Here is a 20,093-nt window from a genome sequence, read left to right as displayed (position 1 = left end):
ATCCTTTAATACCAATAAATAACATGTATATTTTCTACTTTAGTATGTATTTTATTTACAGATACTTTATTTAAGATTAAATTATTTTTATAAATAAAAAGAGTTATCTATTCTTTAGATAACTCTTTTTCATATAATACTATTCTTCTTAAAATCCATAATATAAACTATGAACTTATGAAAATTAATAATAAAAATAACCTTAATATAATAGATACTAGATAATCTACCAAAATAAAAGAACTATCTAAATTAGATAGTTCTTTTAAGGGTTAATTGTTGACTATAAGTAAAATATATTCTTTTATAAATATAATTTAATGTATTAATTTATATTGTAAATGCAGATTATATTATTTATTGAAAGCTTTGTTATAATCTTCAATGAATTTTTTCATACCAGCATCAGTTAAAGGATGTTTTACCATTTGAAGTATAACATTATAAGGAATTGTTGCAATGTGTGATCCTGCCATAGCTGAATCTAAAACATGCATTGGGTTTCTAACACTTGCAGATATTATTTCAGTGTCTATTCCATGTAAAGCAAACATTTCAGCGATTTGAGTTACAATTTCAATTCCTGGATTTCCTATATCATCAAGTCTTCCTAAGAATGGACTTACGAATGATGCACCAGCTCTAGCTGCTAATAAAGCTTGTAATGGTGAGAAGATTAAAGTAACATTGGTTCTTATTCCTTCACTAGCTAATACTTTTACAGCTTTTAAACCTTCTTCACACATAGGTATTTTTATAACTATGTTTTTATGTATTTTAGCTAATTCTCTTCCTTCTCTAACCATTTCGTCGCACTCTAAAGCCATAACTTCAGCACTTATTGATCCATCTACTATGCTACATATTTCTTCAATTACTTCTTTAATATCTCTGCCTTCTTTTGCTATTAATGAAGGATTAGTTGTTACTCCAGCTAAAACTCCTAATTTACTAGCTTTTCTTATTTCTTCTACATTGGCAGTATCGATAAATATTTTCATTTCATAATCTCCTTTTCATTACTTTAAAAATATTAATTTGAATTCCATACTTTTCTATTAATCGTTTCCACAGATAGATATTAACATTACAAAAAGAATTATTCAATGTTTTTATTTAAAGTTTACATTTTGTTAATTTATTTTTTCTATATATTATGCTATAATATAATATTTTAGAAATTTAATGTATCATATTCAGTGATTAGAGTATTCCTTATGTAACCTTTATCATTTAAAGTATATACAAATAATACAATTAATCTTCCACTCTTTATTCTGTGTAAAAATCATAAATACTATTTAATATAAGCTAAATTAATCTTCAATTAAAAATCCCCATTCTTAAACCTATTTTCAAAATAACATCTTAAAAATAATATCTTAAAAATAATATCTTATATAATGTTTTAATATTTATCTAAAAATATATTTTAAATGTCCACTTTAAACTAACAAATTCTATTTACCACTCTCATACACCAGCTCCTTTTTGCATAATATTCATTATAAACTGCATAAAATACATGTTTTTATTTATTTTTTAAATAAATATTGCATAAATATACTTTAATATGTATAATTATTAACAAGCAATAAACAATAAATATTAAAGGTGGAATGTATATGAAAAAATTTAATAAAGTAATTTTAGCCTATTCAGGAGGATTAGATACTTCAATAATAATCCCTTGGTTAAAAGAAAATTATGGATGTGAAGTTATTGCAGTGGTAGGAAATGTTGGACAATCTGATGAATTAGTTGGATTAAAAGAAAAAGCTATAAAAACTGGGGCGTCTAAAATATATATTGAGGATCTAACTAAAGAATTTGTAGAAGATTACATCTTTCCTACCATACAAGCTGGGGCAAAATATGAAGGAAAGTATCTACTAGGCACTTCTTTTGCTAGACCTATAATAGCAAAAAGATTAGTAGAAATTGCAAAACTTGAAGGTGCAGATGCTATTTGTCATGGATGTACTGGAAAAGGAAATGACCAAGTTCGTTTTGAATTAGCAATTAAAACTTTTAATCCAGAAATGCAAATTATTGCTCCATGGAGAACTTGGGAAATTAAATCTAGAGAAGAAGAAATACAATATGCTATAGACAATGAAGTTCCTATAAATATTACTTATGAAACAAATTATAGTAAAGATAAAAATCTATGGCATTTAAGCCATGAAGGTTTAGATTTAGAGTTTCCTGAAAATGAACCTAAATATGATAAAATTCTCGAACTATGTAATACCTTAGAAAAGGCTCCTAATGAAGCTGAATATATTACTTTAGGTTTTGAAAAAGGAATTGCAACCTCATTAAATGGTGAAAAACTAGATGGAGTCACTCTTTTACAGGAACTTAATAAAATTGGTGGAAAACATGGTATTGGAGTTATAGATATGGTTGAAAATAGATTAGTTGGTATGAAATCAAGAGGAGTATATGAAACTCCTGGAGGATCTATTTTATATAAAGCTCATAAAGATTTAGAAGAATTATGTTTAGATAAGGAAACCTCCCATTATAAAGAAATAGTTTCCTTAAAATTCGCTGATTTAGTTTATAATGGTCAATGGTTTACCCCATTGAGAGAAGCCTTATCTGCCTTTATATCAAAAACTCAAGAAACTGTAACTGGCGAAATAAAATTAAAATTATATAAAGGAAACATAATAAATGCTGGAATGACATCACCATATTCTTTATACAGCGAAGAATACGCTACTTTTGGTGAAGATGGAATATATGATCAAAAGGACGCTGAAGGCTTTATTAATCTTTTTAGCTTACCATCTATCGTACAAGCTAAAATGGCCCAAAAGTTAAATTAAGGAGATAACTATGTACTTAATACATAGCTAATATTAAAATTAGAGCTAAATATTTTATGCTCTAACATACTATATAAATGAGGTGAATTTATTATGAAATTATGGGGCGGAAGATTCACTCACCAAGTTGATGATCTAGTTAACACTTTTAATTCCTCTATTTCTTTTGATTCAAGAATGTATAAAGAAGATATAATTGGAAGTATAGCTCATGTTACTATGCTTGGTGAAGAAAAAATTATTCCAAAGGAAGATAGCAAAAAAATTGCTTCTGGTTTATATGAAATATTAAATAAATTAAATCAAGGAGTATTAAAAATAGATAACTCTTCAGAAGATATACACAGTTTTATAGAAAGTACTCTTACAGATTACATTGGTGAAGAAGGAAAAAAACTACATACTGGTAGAAGTAGAAATGATCAAGTAACCTTAGACACAAAATTATATTTAAAAGGATATATTAAAATTTTAATATGTGAAATTTTAAACCTTGAAAAAACTCTATTAAATCTTTCTTCAGAAAATAAAGAAACTATTATGCCAGGATATACCCATATGCAAAAGGCTCAACCTATTACATTTGCTCATCATATTTTAGCATATAGTGAAATGTTTAAAAGAGATATATCTAGATTACTAGATTGTTATAAAAGACTTGATGAAATGCCTTTAGGCAGTGGTGCTTTAGCAACTACTACTTACCCTATAAATCGTGAAAAAGTTGCAAATCTACTAGGCTTTTCAAAAGTTACACTAAATAGTTTAGATTCTGTTTCTGATAGGGATTATGCTATTGAAACACTTTCTTGCCTCTCTTTACTTATGATGCATCTTTCTAGATTTTCAGAGGAAATAATCATCTGGTCTACTGATGAATTTAAATTTATTGAATTAGATGATAGTTATAGTACTGGAAGCAGTATTATGCCACAAAAAAAGAATCCTGATGTTGCAGAATTAGTAAGAGGAAAAACAGGACGTGTTTATGGAGATTTAATGACGCTATTAACTGTTATGAAGGGACTTCCTTTAGCTTATAATAAGGATATGCAAGAAGACAAAGAAGCTTTATTTGATGGGTTAGATACTACTCTACTTTCTATAAAAACTTTTAATGGAATGATAAAAACAATGAAAATTAATAAGAGTATTATGAAAACTTCAGCTTCTTCTGGATTTACTAACGCCACTGACGTCGCTGATTATCTAGTAAAAAAAGGGGTAGCTTTTAGAGATGCTCATGAGATTGTAGGAAATTTAATTCTTTATTGTATAGATGAAGGGAAATCTATTGATAACTTATCTTTATCTGAATTTAAAACTTTCTCAAATAAGTTTGAAAATGATATATATAAAGCTATTAATCTTTTAACTTGTATAGAAGAAAGAAAAGTAATAGGTGGACCAAGTATTTCATCTATAAACATTCAAATTGAACATTTAAATAATTTTATACAAGAAAGTAATGAAAAACTTAATCTTCTAAAATAGCACTAAAATATAATAATTAATTTTTATAAATTATAAGATAAATTTAACAAGTAATGCTAATCTATATTTTTAAATATAGATTAAAGTAAAAAAGATGATTTCTACAAATGTAGAAATCATCTTTTATTTTAATTATTCAAAATATCTTTTTAATAATCCTTCGAAAGCTCTTCCATGTCTAGCTTCATCTTTACACATTTCATGAACTGTATCATGTATTGCATCTAAGTTTAATTGTTTAGCTAAAGTAGCTAAATCTTTTTTACCTTGACAAGCTCCGTGTTCAGCATTTACTCTTGCCATTAAGTTAGCTTTAGTATCAGCTTCTACAACTTCTCCTAACATTTCTGCAAATTTAGCAGCATGTTCTGCTTCTTCGAAAGCTATTCTTTTATAAGCTTCTGCAACTTCTGGGAATCCTTCTCTATCAGCTTGTCTTGACATAGCTAAGTACATTCCTACTTCTGTACATTCACCAGTAAAGTTAGCTTGTAATCCTTCGATTATTCTTTCATCTACACCTTTAGCAACTCCGATTCTATGTTCATCAGCGAAAGCTAAATCTCCACTTTGTTCTACGAATTTATCAGCACCTGCTCCACAGATTGGACATTTTTCTGGTGCTTTTTCTCCTTCATAAACATATCCACAAATTGTACAAACAAATTTTTTCATAATAAAATCCTCCTAATATTATGTCTCCATATTTTTCATCCATAGGTTATTAAGAAAATTATCCTACTAAATCTCTTTCTTTATAATCTATAGATTTAATCTGTTAATTTTTTCTTAACCTTTATTAATATTATATAATAATAATTTTCCATTATCAACATATTTTAAATAATTTATACTTTTAATAAAAAATAATCCTTTATCAGTTTTTTTATATTAAAATTTAAGTTCAAACTATTATTTATTGTAATAAAACTATTCATATTTTATCATTTCAATTTTTCATACAAAAAGAAGGGATTTTTATAAAAATATAATAAGAAAACTTACAAACATATTTAGAAAATTAATAGATTTTGCTTCATAATGTTTGTAAGTTTTATAAAAATTTATTTTGATATAAGCCCTTCTCTTAACAAAATAATGATTAGTCTTAAGAATAAATTTTCTAATAAATTAACAACTTCAAAGTCCTTCACTATATTAATCATTTTAAGGAAATATTTTATAATATATTTCGTTAAAAGGCATATTATCTTACCACTTTACCAAAAGGCATAAGAGATAATTTAGCCAACTTTAGTGACTGTATTGCAAAAGGTATTCCTATTATTGTAATAGCAAACATAGCTGCACTTATTAAATTTCCTAGAGCTAATGTAAATCCACCAAAAACTATCCATAATATATTAAGAATAAGATTTCCTGCTCCATCGTCAACAGTTACTACTTCTTTACCAAAAGGAGCTAATTGTAACCCTGCTAATTTAAAACATTGTAATCCAACAGGTATTCCTACTATTGTTATGCACCATATACATCCCCAAAATAACCATCCTAAAGCATTAAAAAATCCACCAAATATCATCCAAATAAGATTTCCTAAACAACTCACTATTTTTCCTCCTTGTATAATAAATATTTAATTTTTATAATAATATTTACTTTGATTATATAAAAAAAATGTTCTATTCTTTCTTAATCTTTTTAAACAAACTAATTTTATATAAAATAAAAAAATCATCTTAATATAGTAATTATTTAAAATTAACCTACCTCCAAATACCCTTTTGATTTTAAACTCCATTTTATTTATATTTAAATTTTATATAATAAAATCAAAAAGTATTTTAAATAAAATATCATCTTTTTCTTTAGAATTCAACTAATTTTTATATATTTTTTAATGATTTATAATCTTTTTAAATTTATATACTAAATTTTTTAATTTTTTTGTTGACATTTTTCTTTTATGTATATATAATAGTTATTGTCAACAGGACATGCCGAAGTGGCGGAACTGGCAGACGCACAGGACTTAAAATCCTGCGGTGCTAACACACCGTACCGGTTCGATTCCGGTCTTCGGCACCAAAACTCTTAAACTTAGTTTAAGAGTTTTTTTATTTTTGACAAAACTAAAAAAGTCCAAACACAAAAGCTCTATTAGAGTATTTTTATTAGATATAGATAAAACAAACTAATTTCACTGCTGTTAGATTGTTTACCTATATCTAATATTTTTTTCTAATAAAGCCTTTTAGTTTCTATCAAATACTTTTTCTTATTAAGGAAATATTAAACCTTCTAAACACATTTTAAAGTAACTCTGTCTAAAGCTCCTTTATACTTATTAAAAAAATATTGAACCATCTAAACTTTAGATAGTTTATATTTAAATACTTAATTTTTATTGTAATTATAGTTATAAATTAAACTGTATTGTTTAAATTCTATCTAAAAATATTAAATACTAAATATATAACTTATGATTATAAATATATTCAAATTTGCTAATTTCTAATGGCTATTTAGCAGTACCTATGTCTTTTCTAAAATACATTCCCTCAAAATTAACTTTTTCTATATTTTTATATGCATTTTCTTTAGCTTCTTCTAAAGTTTTTCCTTTACCTACTACAGAAAGTACTCTTCCTCCACTGGTTACTAAGGTATCTCCTTCTTTTTTTGCTCCAGCTATAAAGTATTCTCCCTTAAGACTTTCATCTATACTTATTTCATAACCTTTTTCATAAGCCTCTGGATATCCCTTTGATGATAAAACAACATTAACGCAATATCCTTCATTCCATTTAATAGTTGTTTCATTTAATTTTTCATCTAGTGCATTTAGTATTATGTCTACTAAATCACTTTCCATTAAAGATAAAACACTTTGTGTTTCTGGATCTCCCATCCTAACATTATATTCTAAAAGTTTAGCCCCTTCTTCTGTTATCATTATTCCAAAGAAAATAACTCCTTTAAAGTCAAAACCTTCTTCTCTTATACCTATTAAAGTTTTCTCTAATATATTTTCATAAAAATCAGCTAAAACCTCTTCAGTAACATATTTATTAGGAGAAATAACTCCCATTCCTCCTGTATTCTTACCCTTATTTCCATCAAATATTTGTTTGTGATCCTTAGCAGATAAAAATGGTAATATTACTTTTCCATCTGTAACTGAAAGTATTGATGCCTCAATCCCTTGCAAAAATTCTTCTACTACTATTTTCTTTCCTGCTCCATTAAATACATCATCTATCATAAATAAATCTAGTGTTTCTATTGCTTGATTTTTATTTTCACATATTACAACACCTTTACCAGCAGCCAATCCATCAGCCTTTATGACCCTTGGATATTTGCAATTTTCTAAATAAATTTTAGCTTCTTCATAATCATAGAAAACTTCGTAATCAGCTGTCTTAACACCATACTTTTTCATAAAATCCTTAGAAAAACTTTTACTACCTTCAAGCATAGCTCCAGCTTTATCAGGCCCAAATATTTTTAATCCTTCCCCTTTAAAAGCATCAACTATACCATTAATAAGTGGCTCTTCTGGTCCTACAATAGTTAAATCAATATTATTATTTTTAGCAAATTTTAATAAATCACAAATCTTAGTAAGCTCTATATTTTCACATTTATTTTCATTAGCTGTTCCTCCATTTCCTGGAGCCACATAAATTTTTTCTACTTTAGAACTTTTTCCTAATTTCCATGCTAAAGCATGCTCTCTTCCACCAGATCCAACTAAAAGTATCTTCATATATAAAAGGTCATATAAATTAAACTTAGTTTAAATAGTTTTAACTTATATAATTAACTATTTAAAATTCAAATTAACTATATGACCTAATTCACCTCCTAAAATCTATTTATTTCTAATGTTTAAAATGTCTAACTCCTGTAAATACCATGCTTATTCCATGTTCATTACAAGCCTCTATAGACTCCTCATCTCTAATAGATCCACCTGGTTGAATTATTGCTTTTATTCCATTTTTAGCCGCTTCGTCAACACAGTCTCTAAATGGGAAGAAAGCATCTGATGCTAATACTGCTCCACCTTTTCCTCTTTCTAAAGCTTCTTTAGTAGCCCAAATTCTATTAACTTGTCCTCCACCAATACCAGTGGCAACTCCATCTTTTACAACTACTATAGCATTAGATTTTACATATTTCACAACCTTCATTCCAAAGATCATATCTCTTAATTCCATTTCTGTTGGCTCTTTTTCAGTTACAACTTTATACTCATTAGCAAGTTTATTATCTTCTCCTTGAACTAATATTCCACCATCTACTGTTACCATGTAATTTTTAGCCTGAGGAGTATTCTTACATTTTATAACTCTTAAATTCTTTTTAGTTCTTAATACTTCTAAAGCATCTTCATCAAAATCCGGTGCTGCTACCACCTCTAAGAAAATTTTAACCATTTCTTCTGCTGTAGCCTTATCTATCTTTCTATTTATAGCAACTATTCCACCAAATATTGAAACTGGATCAGCATCATAAGCCTTTAAATAAACCTCTTTAGAATTTTCTCCTACAGCTACCCCACAAGGTGTATTATGTTTTAATGCACAACAAGCTGTTTCTTCAAATTCACAAGCAACCTTCCATGCTATATCTAAATCCTTTATATTATTGTAAGATAAAGCTTTTCCATTTAAAATTTCAAAGCTATTCATAGCTCCATCAAATTCTGTTGAACTATAATAAGCAGCTCCTTGATGTGGATTTTCTCCATATCTAAGATCTTGAATTTTCTTATATGAAACTGATAGATATTCTGGATATTCCTCTTCTCCCTCTAGTAAGAAGTTAGAAATTGCAGCATCATAAGCACTCATTAAGTTAAATACTTTTCCTGCAAGAGTTTTTCTTAATTTAAATGAAACACAATTATTTTCTTTAATTTCATTCATTACTTTTTCATAATCTTTTTTATCTGAAAGAACTACCACATCTTTAAAATTCTTAGCTGCTGCTCTTAACATTGTTGGTCCACCTATATCAATAAATTCAACCTTTTCTTCAAAGCTTAAATTCTCTCTAACTTTTTCAAAGAAAGGATATAAATTTACAACTACATAATCTATAGTATTTATTTCTCTCTCTTCTAAAGTTTTCATATGCTCTTTATTATCTCTTATTGCTAATATTCCAGCATGAACTAAAGGATGTAGAGTTTTTACTCTTCCATCTAACATTTCTGGGAAGTCAGTTATTTCACTTATCTCTTTAACCTCTATGTTATTTTCTTTTAAATATTTATAAGTTCCACCACTTGATATTATTTCTACATCTCTATCTCTTAAAAATTTTGCAAGTTCTAAAACTCCATCTTTATCAAAAACACTTATTAAAGCTCTCTTTTTCATTAAAAGACCTCCCTAGTTTAATATTTTCACTTTTCCATTATGAATTTCTATTTTTTCTTCGCATAAGTACTTAACAATTCTAGGTAGCAATATATGCTCCTTCTCTAAAACCTTTTTTTGAAGACTTTCTGGAGTATCTTCAAAATTAACTTCAACTATTTCTTGTGCAATAATAGCTCCTCCATCAACCTCATCATTAACAAAGTGAACTGTACACCCAGAAAATTTCACACCCTTTTCTATAGCTGCCTTATGTACATTTATTCCATACATTTTATTTCCACAGAAAGAAGGAATAAGAGATGGATGGATATTAATTATCCTATTTCCATACTCTTCTAAAAGTTTTCCTTTTAATATTGAAAGATAGCCTGCTAGTACAATTAAATCAATATTATTTTCCTTAGCAAGTCTTAAGATTTCATCTGAAGTTTTATCTTCAAACTCTTTTTTAGAAACAACTGATGTTTTTATACCCTGTTTTTCAGCCCTTTCTAAGGCAAAAATACCCTCCTTACTTCCAATAACTAAGGAAACTTCTCCATTTATATTTCCATTGTCTATATTATCTAAAATTGATTGAAGGTTAGATCCACTGCCAGAAGCTAATACAGCTATTTTATACAAACTCCTTCACCTCCAGCATTTATATACCCAATCTCAAAAGCTTTTTCTCCTTGCTTTGAAAGTTCTTTTAAAACTTCCTCAACCTCATCTTCCTCAACACATAAAACAAACCCTATACCCATGTTGAAAGTATTATACATTTCCTCTTCTTTAACTCCAAGTTCCATAAGCTTTTTAAATATTTCTGGAATCTCATAGCTATTTTTATTTATTACTATACTAAGTCCTTCTTTACTTAACATTCTTGGAAGATTTTCATAAAATCCTCCCCCAGTTACATGAGCCATACCCTTAATATTAAATTTTTCTAAAAGACTTAATACAGGTTTAACATAAATCTTTGTAGGAGTTAATAATTCTTCCCAAATAGCTTTTCCATTAAAATCTTCATCTAAGTTTTTAAACACCTTTCTTATAAGAGAATATCCATTTGAATGAACTCCTGAAGAAGCAATTCCTATAAGCTTGTCACCACTCTTTATATCTTTACCATTTATTATTTTATCCTTGTCTACTATTCCTACTGCAAAACCAGCAATATCATAATCTCCTTCTTTATACATACCTGGCATTTCAGCAGTTTCTCCTCCAATTAAAGAGCACTGAGACTCAATACATCCTTCAGCCACTCCCTTTACTAAATCAGAAGAAACCTCAGCTTCAAGTTTTCCACAAGCTATATAATCTAAGAAGAATAATGGTTTAGCACCATGACATAAAATATCATTAACACACATTGCAACGCAGTCAATTCCAACAGTATCAAACTTTCTTTTTTTACAAGCAATATCAAGTTTTGTTCCCACTCCATCTGTTCCAGAAACTAAAACTGGTTTTTTATATCCCTCTGGAAGTTCAACCATGCCAGCAAAAGATCCTAATCCGTTTAATACATATTCACTCATTGTTTTTTTTGCATATTCTTTTATTAATTTTACTGATCTATATCCTTCTTCAATATTTACTCCTGCTTCTTTGTAAGTTAGCATTTAATTCTCCACCCTTTCAAGATTATCCTCTAAAGCTTCCATAGGCGCTGCAACTGGATAAACCCCACTAAAGCATCCTACGCAGAAATTTCTTCTACCTTCAAAACTTTCGTACATTCCTTCTAAACTTAAATATCCTAGAGAATCACAACCTATCATTTCTCTAATCTCTTCTACACTTCTACTTGCTCCAATTAACTGACTTCTGTATGGTGTATCAATGCCAAAATAACATGGATATTTAACCATTGGTGATGCAACTAGAAAATGAACTTCCTTAGCACCAGCTCTTCTTAAAGATTCAATTAAATGTTTGGAAGTTGTTCCTCTAACAATAGAATCGTCTATTAAAATAACTCTCTTTCCATTTACATTAACTTTTAAAGGATTAAGCTTTACAGCTACAGCTCTCTCCCTAATTTCTTGTGATGGTGATATAAATGTTCTTCCTATATATCTATTTTTCACAAATCCAACCTCATAAGGAATTCCTGAAGCCTTAGCATATCCCATAGCAGCTGGTATTCCTGAATCTGGTACAGCTACCACAATATCAGCATCTATTGGATATTCTTTAAATAATATTTCTCCTTGCTTAACTCTTGTCGTTTGAACATCTAAACCATCAATTACTGAATCTGGTCTTGCAAAGTATATATATTCAAAGGCACAGGTTTGACAAACAGTATTTTCTGAATATCTATAACTTTTAATCCCATCATTATCTATAACCACGATTTCTCCTGGTTTTATATCTCTCACAAACTCTGCTCCAATTGTGTCTAAAGCACAACTTTCTGAAGTTAATATATATCCTTCTTCAAATTTTCCTAAGCATAAAGGTCTAATTCCATGCGGATCTCTTATACCTATTAGCTTATCCTTAGTCATTATTACCATAGCGAAAGAACCTTTAACTGCTGATATAGCATCAATTACAGCCCTCTCAATCCCTTTTTTAGCTCCTCTAGCAACTAAGCTTGTAATTACTTCAGAATCAACACTAGTATGGAAAACTTGTCCCCCATCCTCTAAAAGACTTCTTATTACATCTGCATTAACTAAATTACCATTATGAGCAGTAGATATAGGACCAAGTTTAGTATTACTAACTAAAGGTTGTGCATTTTCAACAGTTTTAGCTCCTGCTGTAGAATATCTAACATGTCCTATTGATATATAACCATTAAATTCTCTAAGTCTCTTTAAATCTTCAGCTTCAAAGGCTTCTGTTAAAACACCTAACCCCTTATGAACTTTTATATCTTCTCCATTTGCTACTGCAATGCCAGCACTTTCTTGTCCTCTATGTTGAAGAGCATAAAGTCCATAATAATTTATAGAAGCAACATCTATTGGTTTATTTGCGAAAACTCCAAAAACTCCGCATTCATCTTTGAATTTATCATTTTGTGGATCCATAATATCAAAATTTGGCTTCACCATATTTTCTACTCCTCTTACTACCTAATTTCTTAGTCTATTTAAAACCTCTCTATAGCCATTGATTACATTACCCATATCTCTTCTAAATCTGTCTTTGTCCATTTTTTCTCCTGTTGTAGCATCCCAAAATCTACAAGTATCTGGTGAAATTTCATCAGCTAATAATATCTCTCCATTATATCTTCCAAACTCTAATTTAAAATCTATTAAGTTGATATTTTGTTTTTTGAAAGCTTCTTTTAAAATTTCATTTACTTTAGCAGTTATTTCATAAATTTTATTTAATTCTTCAAAAGTTGTAGCTCCAATTCCTACAGCATGATAGTCATTTATAAGCGGATCTCCTAAAGAATCATCCTTGTATGATAATTCAAAAACTGTAGTTTTTAATTCATATCCTTCTTCAAGACCTAATCTCTTAGCCATACTTCCTGCTGCCACATTTCTAACTATTACTTCTAAAGGAACTATTTCAACTTTCTTACATAATTGATCTCTATCATTTAACTTCTCTACAAAGTGAGTTTTTATTCCTTCTTTATTTAACATCTCAAAAATAAGACTAGTAATTTCGTTGTTTAATACTCCCTTGCTTTCTATTTGAGCTTTTTTTTCTCCATTGAAAGCTGTAGCATCATCCTTATAATGAACAATTACCATATCCTCTTTATCTGTTGCATATATTTTTTTAGCTTTTCCCTCATATAACATTTCTAGTTGATTTACCATTATAATTCCACTCCTTCTCCATTTTCTGCTATAAATTTATGTTTCATGTCGATTCTAAATTGAATTAATTTTTCTCTTAGTTCTGGATATTTTAATGAAAGCATTTGGACTGCTAACATTCCTGCATTATAACTATTATTTATTCCAACAGTGGCTACAGGAATTGATTTTGGCATCTGAACTATTGATAGTAATGCATCCATTCCCTCTACTGCTGCTCTCACTGGAACTCCTATTACAGGAAGTATAGTATGAGAAGCTATAACTCCAGGAAGATGAGCAGCTAATCCTGCTCCTGCTATAATTACTTCACAGCCTTCTTTCTCAATTTTTTCTAAAGTTTCAATAAGTTTTTCTGGAACCCTATGAGCTGATAAAATATAAGCATTATAAGGAATTCCAAACTCTTTAAGAGCATTTCCTGCTCCCTTCATAACATCTATATCTGATTTACTTCCAAAAAATATTGCTACCTTCATTAAAATTTCCTCCCTATATTTTAAAGTTTTAATAATACTTATTTTCTAGATAACCCTAAAGACCTAACTTAATTTTTTAAAGCTATACAGCTATATCATCACATATGAATATAAAGCTTAAAACTCAAGTGAAAATTTAATTTCTTAACTGGTTATACCTGTATTATGAAATATATGCTTTATGAAATTTTTAAGATAGAAATTTATAATCTTCTTAAAAAGTTAGAGATAATATATAATATAAAACCGTAATCTCTTAATTAAGCTAGTCCTTTAGTTCTATCTAAGAAATAATTTAAAACTTATAAACTTATTTTCTAAAATAATCTACACCTGATTTAAATAGTTTTTGATCAAATTCTCCTGGTATGTTTTTATAAAGATTGTCTCCAATTCTCTCTGAATGACCCATCTTACCTAGGATTCTTCCATCTCTACTTATTATTCCTTCTATTGCTAAAGATGAACCATTAGGATTATATGGCATATTCATAGCCATATTTCCTTCTAAGTCTACATACTGAGTAGCTATTTGATCATTTTCTACTAACTCTTTTATTAAAGCTTCTGGTGCAACAAATCTTCCTTCTCCATGTGATATTGGAATACTGTGTACCTCTCCAAGAGAAACCTCATTAAACCAAGGAGATTTCTTAGATGTAATTTTAGTTCTAACTATGGATGACATATGTCTATTTATATTGTTATAAGTTAAGGTTGCCATATCTTCTTCAATATCAATTATTTTTCCGTATGGAAGAAGTCCTAACTTAATTAAGGCTTGGAAGCCATTACAAATTCCAAGTATTAATCCATCTCTCTCATTTAAAAGCTTCATAACTGAATCTTTTATCTTAGGATTTCTAAATATTGTTGCTATAAATTTAGCTGATCCATCTGGCTCATCTCCTGCTGAGAATCCCCCTGGCAACATAATTATTTGAGATTTGTCAATTTCTTTTTTAAGCATATTTATTGAATCAATTAAGGCTTCCTTATTTAAATTTCTTATTATAACTTCACTTACCTCAGCACCTTCTTTTTCAAATGCCCTTCTACAATCATACTCACAGTTAGTTCCTGGGAATACTGGTATAACTACTCTTGGCTTTTCTACCCTTGTTATCTTTGATTTAAGTTTTTCTTCTATATGCATTTGTCCATTATTTAAAATACTAGCCCCATCTTTATCATTATTTATTAAGTCTGAAACGCACTCCTCTTTATCTTCAGTTTTAGATTTAAATACACCCTCAAGTTTTTCTTCATAAGCTTTTTCTAATTCCTTTAGAGAAACCTCAAAATCATATTCTTCACATTTTATAACCCCATCTTTTATTGTGCTTCCTATAACCTTATAATTAGTTCCTTTAAACTCATCCTCAAGGTTAACCCCTTCTTTAACCTCTAATATTAAACTTCCATAATTAAATCCAAAAAGCTCTTCTTTAGAAATATTATTTAATATTGCCCCAATTCTATTTCCTAGTGACATCTTAGTAATTCCCTCTGATACTCCACCAAACTTAAGAGAGTATGCTGAAACCACCTTTTCTTCTCCTATTAACTTATAAAGTTTTTCTAAGTTATTTTTAAATCCATCTATTTCTAAAGTTCCATCTTCTAATTTCTCACCTTTCATAAGAACTAAAGTTGATCCTATATTTTTAAACTCAGGTGAAATAATTCTTGAAGCTTTTTCAAGACCTACTGCAAAGGAAACTAAAGTTGGTGGAACATTTAACTCTCCAAAGCTTCCTGACATTGAATCTTTTCCACCTATTGCAGGTAATCCTAAATCCATTTGTGCCTTATAAGCTCCTAGTAATGCTGCAAAAGGCTTGCCCCATTTTTCTTCATCTCTTAATAATTTTTCAAAGTATTCTTGGAAAGTTAATCTAACTTTTTTATAATCTCCTCCCATAGCAGCTATTTTAGTTACTGATTCAATAACTGAATAAAATGCCATGTGGAATGGACTCCATACTCCTAAATAAGGATTAAATCCATATGTCATTAAAGAAGCATCCTTACTTTCTCCTCCTAAAACAGGGATTTTAGCAGCCATGCCCTCTGCTGGTGTTAATTGATATTTTCCTCCTAAAGGCATAAGAACTGTTCCTCCACCTATGGTTGAATCAAATCTCTCAATTAATCCTTTTTGACTACAAACATTTAAATTTCTTAAAGATTTTAGCCATTCTTCTTTAACGTCACAGTTTTTAACTTCATATGGATAAACACTTGGTGATTTTACTTTTAAAGAAATTTCTTGTTTTGCCCCATTTGTATCTAAGAAACTTCTTTTTATATCAACTATAGTTTTATCCTTCCAATTCATTCTCAACCTATCAGTATCTGTAACTTCAGCCACAATTGTAGCCTCTAAATTCTCATCTTCTGAAAGTTTTATAAATCTATCTGCATTTTCAGAGGAAATAACAACAGCCATTCTTTCTTGAGATTCTGATATAGCAAGTTCAGTTCCATCTAATCCCTCATATTTTTTAGGAACTTTATTTAAATCTATATCAATTCCCCTGCATAATTCTCCAATTGCTACTGATACTCCACCAGCTCCAAAGTCATTACATCTTTTTATCATTTGAGCTACTTCTTTGTTTCTAAAAAGTCTCTGAATTTTTCTCTCTGTTGGAGCATTTCCTTTTTGAACTTCTGCTCCACATTGATTTATTGATTCTTCTGTGTGTTCCTTTGAAGAACCTGTAGCCCCACCAATACCATCTCTTCCAGTTCTTCCTCCAAGAAGTATTACAATATCTCCCTTTGAAGGTTCAAGTCTTATTACATTTTCCTTTGGCGCGGCAGCTATAACTGCTCCTACTTCCATTCTCTTAGCCGCATAATTTGGATGATAAATTTCTGATACTTGTCCAGTTGCAAGGCCTATTTGATTTCCATATGAGCTATATCCATGAGCAGCTCCTAAAGTTATTTTTCTTTGAGGTAATTTTCCCTTTAAAGTTTCACAAATTTCAACTGTTGGATCTGCTGAACCTGTAACTCTCATAGCTTGGTAAACATAACTTCTTCCTGAAAGGGGATCCCTAATAGCTCCCCCTAAACAAGTGGCTGCTCCTCCAAAAGGCTCTATTTCTGTTGGGTGATTATGTGTCTCATTTTTAAACATTAAAAGATATTCTTCAGTTCCCTTATCTGTTTCTATTTCTATATTTATAGAACAAGCATTTATTTCTTCTGAAACATCTAAATCATCAAGTTTTCCTCTTTTTCTTAGCTCCTTCATGGCTATTGTGGCTAAATCCATTAACTTAACTTCTTTATTATTTAAGTTTTCCCCATAAACATAGGCTCTTGAATTTTTATAATCTTCATAAGCCTTTTTAATAGGTTCTGAATACTTTCCCTCTTCTATATAAACATCTTTTATTATTGTTTCAAAAGTTGTGTGTCTACAATGATCTGACCAATAAGTATCAATAACCTTAATCTCAGTTATTGTTGGATTTCTATCCTCTGATTTAAAATAATCTCTTATTAGTTTTAAATCTTCTAAACTCATAGCTAAAGATTTTTCTCTATGGAAATTTTTAAGTCCCTCTTCATTTAAACCTAAAAAGCCATTTAAAATCTCAACCTCATTAGGTTCCTCTAAGTTTTCTTCTAAGACTTTTGAAAGTGGACTAACTTCCCTTGAATCAACAGGATTAATGTAATAAGATTTTATTTTATTTATCTCTTCCTGATTTAAATTCCCTTTTAAAATAAGTACTTTTGATGATTTAACAGGAACTTTTTCCTCCTCAGTAAGAAGCATTATACACTCTGAAGCTGAATCAGCTCTTTGATCATACTGTCCTGGTAAATATTCAACACCAAAAGCTATTTCATCTTGTCCTATTTCAAAATTTTCCTCATATACTCTATCTACTGGAGCTTCTGACAAAATAGTATTTACAGTTCTTACATACTGTTCTTCTTCCATATCTCCTAATATGTATTTATTTAAAACTCTTACATCCTCCAAAGCTTCAATCCCTAAATTATCTTTAAAATCCTTAAGTAATATCTGACTTTCTACATTAAAACCAGCTTTTTTTTCTACAAATACCATTCTAATACCAGACATTTTAATCCCCCATTCAAAATACGAACATTATTAATGATTAAAAATTAATCATTCGTTAATTAAACATTACCACCTTAAATACGTATTGTCAATATTTAAAATTATTTAAAAATTCGTTTTTTAGATGATTTTAGACGTATTTATATTGTTTTTATTAATTAAAGTTCGTATTTAAGAATAAAAATAGAGATATATTAAAAGTCTCGAATAATATTTTTTAATATATCTCTAATATTTTTAGTCTTCTCTTAAAAGATTTATATCCTTTCCTTCTAGAATCTTATTCATATTTCTTATAGAGCACATTTTTCCACACATTGTACAACTATCTTTATGTTCAGGAGTAGATTCTTTTCTATATCTAATGGCTTTTTCACTATCTATAGCTAAAGAAAACATCTCGTCCCAATCTAGTCTTTTCCTAGCATCACTCATTTTATTATCTATGTCCCTTGCCCCAGAAATTCCTTTTGCTATGTCAGCTGCATGAGCCGCTATCTTTGTGGCAACTATTCCTTCCCTTACATCCTCTAAATTAGGAAGTCTTAAATGTTCTGCTGGTGTTACATAACAAAGAAAATCTGCTCCATAAGAAGCTGCCATAGCCCCTCCTATAGCACTTGTTATATGATCATATCCTGGTGCAATATCAGTTACTATTGGTCCTAAAACATAAAATGGTGCTCCATGGCATAATTTTTTCTCTAATAAAACATTAGCTTCTATTTCATTCATTGCCATATGCCCTGGACCCTCTATTATTACTTGTACATTTCTTTCCCAAGCTCTTTTTGTTAGCTCTCCAAGAGTAATTAATTCTTTGATTTGTACAGCATCAGTTGCATCAGCTATTGAACCTGGTCTACAAGCATCCCCTAAACTTAAAGTTAAATCATACTTTTCACATATATCTAATAATCTATCAAAATATTCATAGAAAGGATTTTCTCTATTATTTAATTCCATCCATGCAAAAAGAAGAGATCCTCCTCTAGAAACTATATTAGTAAGTCTTTTATTTCTTCTAAAAGTTTCAATTGTTTCTCTATTTAATCCAGCATGTATAGTAACAAAGTCAACTCCATCCTTTGCATGTTTTTCTACAACTTCAAAAAATTCATCAACAGTTATATCTTTAAGCTCTTTATCATAGAAACCTACTACATCATACATTGGTACAGTTCCTATCATAGCCGTAGAAACTTCTACAAGTCTTTTTCTAAAATCATAAGTTTTACCATAATTACTTAAATCCATTATAGATTCTGCATTCATATCTATTGCTTTTTTAACTTTTTCTAACTCTAATTCTATATTGGCACAGTCCTTTGAAATTCCTAGGTTAACATTTATTTTAGTTCTTAACCCTTGTCCAACACCTTCTGCACTTATACTTTTATGATTTTTATTAGCTGGTATTACAATTTTTCCTTCAGCCATTAAATTCATTAAAGTTTCAATATTAATTCCTTCTTTTTCTGAAACTACTTGCATTTCCTTTGTTATTATTCCTTTTTTAGCAGCATCCATTTGAGTTGTATAATTCATATTAGTTCTCCTTATTTTAATTTTTTAACTGCGCAGTTAAATTAATATAGGATCCTATTTTTTTATAAAAAATAAAAGCTTGCCATAAGGCAAGCTTAATAAACACTTATATAGATACATTTATAACTTTTTAAAGTATAAATATAAATAAACAACAGTTTATGCTTCCCTACGGTAGTACTAACTACATCAGGTTTTAAGGGTTAGATAGATATTATCCTCTCAGCATATAAAATGCACCCCTAGCACTTACGATTAAATATTCACTTTTTTTAAATTATACTATCAATTTTTTTCAATTTCAAGTAAATTTATAAAAATAAGTAATAATATACTTAATAATTATTTAAGCTAAATATAAAAAATATACTAAATTAAAACCAAGTAAAATATAAGTAGAAATTAAAAAAGCTTTAGAATAAGTTCCTATCTCATTCTAAAACTTTCCTAACTATTCCGATTTATATATTATAATTTAA

General features: G+C 28.9%; 14 protein-coding genes, 1 tRNA gene and 1 riboswitch. Of the genes, 3 read left to right on the top strand and 12 right to left on the bottom strand.

What is annotated here, in order from left to right; all coding sequences use genetic code 11:
- Positions 1-353: 353 nt before the first annotated feature.
- Positions 354-1,001, bottom strand: coding sequence for a fructose-6-phosphate aldolase (fsa, locus tag CPF_RS03410; protein WP_011590306.1), 648 nt, complete (start codon positions 999-1,001; stop codon positions 354-356).
- A gap of 624 nt (positions 1,002-1,625) precedes the next feature.
- On the opposite strand from fsa, the gene CPF_RS03405 reads away from it, so the two are divergent.
- Positions 1,626-2,837: an argininosuccinate synthase gene (locus tag CPF_RS03405; RefSeq protein ID WP_011590305.1), complete on the top strand. Its 1,212-nt coding sequence runs from the start codon at positions 1,626-1,628 to the stop codon at positions 2,835-2,837.
- A gap of 93 nt (positions 2,838-2,930) precedes the next feature.
- Positions 2,931-4,331, top strand: a complete 1,401-nt coding sequence (gene argH / locus CPF_RS03400) for an argininosuccinate lyase (protein ID WP_011590304.1) — start codon at positions 2,931-2,933, stop codon at positions 4,329-4,331.
- Positions 4,332-4,463: 132 nt separating this feature from the next.
- On the opposite strand, the gene CPF_RS03395 is transcribed toward argH, so the two are convergent.
- Both CPF_RS03395 and CPF_RS03390 read right to left on the bottom strand, forming a co-directional pair.
- Positions 4,464-5,006: an NADH peroxidase gene (locus CPF_RS03395; protein WP_003453016.1), complete on the bottom strand. Its 543-nt coding sequence runs from the start codon at positions 5,004-5,006 to the stop codon at positions 4,464-4,466.
- A 532-nt stretch (positions 5,007-5,538) separates the two neighbouring features.
- Positions 5,539-5,901: a YccF domain-containing protein gene (locus CPF_RS03390; RefSeq protein WP_003476972.1), complete on the bottom strand. Its 363-nt coding sequence runs from the start codon at positions 5,899-5,901 to the stop codon at positions 5,539-5,541.
- Between the two features lie 390 nt (positions 5,902-6,291).
- On the opposite strand from CPF_RS03390, the gene CPF_RS03385 reads away from it, so the two are divergent.
- Positions 6,292-6,380 (top strand) — tRNA-Leu (locus CPF_RS03385).
- A gap of 433 nt (positions 6,381-6,813) precedes the next feature.
- Here CPF_RS03385 and purD read toward each other — a convergent pair.
- From purD to thiC, 9 genes are all read right to left on the bottom strand, one after another.
- Positions 6,814-8,064 carry a phosphoribosylamine--glycine ligase gene (gene purD / locus CPF_RS03380; protein ID WP_011590303.1) on the bottom strand — a complete coding sequence of 417 codons (1,251 nt, stop codon included), beginning with the start codon at positions 8,062-8,064 and terminating at the stop codon, positions 6,814-6,816.
- Between the two features lie 115 nt (positions 8,065-8,179).
- On the bottom strand, positions 8,180-9,685 hold the full coding sequence (gene purH, locus CPF_RS03375) for a bifunctional phosphoribosylaminoimidazolecarboxamide formyltransferase/IMP cyclohydrolase (RefSeq protein ID WP_011590302.1): 1,506 nt from the start codon (positions 9,683-9,685) through the stop codon (positions 8,180-8,182).
- 12 nt (positions 9,686-9,697) lie between these two features.
- Entirely contained in the window at positions 9,698-10,312 is a 615-nt protein-coding gene (gene purN / locus CPF_RS03370) for a phosphoribosylglycinamide formyltransferase (RefSeq protein ID WP_003468450.1), read from the bottom strand.
- Complete coding sequence (gene purM, locus CPF_RS03365; RefSeq protein ID WP_003468449.1) at positions 10,300-11,301, bottom strand: phosphoribosylformylglycinamidine cyclo-ligase; 1,002 nt, start codon at positions 11,299-11,301, stop codon at positions 10,300-10,302. Before purM ends, purN begins: the two co-directional genes overlap by 13 nt.
- Positions 11,302-12,747 carry an amidophosphoribosyltransferase gene (purF, locus tag CPF_RS03360; RefSeq protein WP_011009969.1) on the bottom strand — a complete coding sequence of 482 codons (1,446 nt, stop codon included), beginning with the start codon at positions 12,745-12,747 and terminating at the stop codon, positions 11,302-11,304.
- A 21-nt stretch (positions 12,748-12,768) separates the two neighbouring features.
- Positions 12,769-13,476: a phosphoribosylaminoimidazolesuccinocarboxamide synthase gene (gene purC, locus CPF_RS03355; protein ID WP_003456948.1), complete on the bottom strand. Its 708-nt coding sequence runs from the start codon at positions 13,474-13,476 to the stop codon at positions 12,769-12,771.
- Positions 13,476-13,955, bottom strand: coding sequence for a 5-(carboxyamino)imidazole ribonucleotide mutase (gene purE, locus CPF_RS03350; RefSeq protein ID WP_003453078.1), 480 nt, complete (start codon positions 13,953-13,955; stop codon positions 13,476-13,478). The genes purC and purE overlap by 1 nt, the downstream gene beginning before the upstream one ends.
- 310 nt (positions 13,956-14,265) lie before the next feature.
- Positions 14,266-18,066: a phosphoribosylformylglycinamidine synthase gene (locus CPF_RS03345; RefSeq protein WP_011590300.1), complete on the bottom strand. Its 3,801-nt coding sequence runs from the start codon at positions 18,064-18,066 to the stop codon at positions 14,266-14,268.
- 237 nt (positions 18,067-18,303) lie between these two features.
- Positions 18,304-19,614, bottom strand: a complete 1,311-nt coding sequence (thiC, locus tag CPF_RS03340; RefSeq protein ID WP_003456962.1) for a phosphomethylpyrimidine synthase ThiC — start codon at positions 19,612-19,614, stop codon at positions 18,304-18,306.
- Between the two features lie 149 nt (positions 19,615-19,763).
- Positions 19,764-19,868: riboswitch (TPP riboswitch) on the bottom strand.
- Between the last annotated feature and the right edge of the window lie 225 nt (positions 19,869-20,093).

This window comes from Clostridium perfringens ATCC 13124, from assembly GCF_000013285.1.
Classification (GTDB): domain Bacteria; phylum Bacillota; class Clostridia; order Clostridiales; family Clostridiaceae; genus Sarcina; species Sarcina perfringens.
The sequence above is the reverse complement of the archived record's forward strand: the minus strand, read 5'-3'. Positions and strand labels throughout refer to the sequence as shown.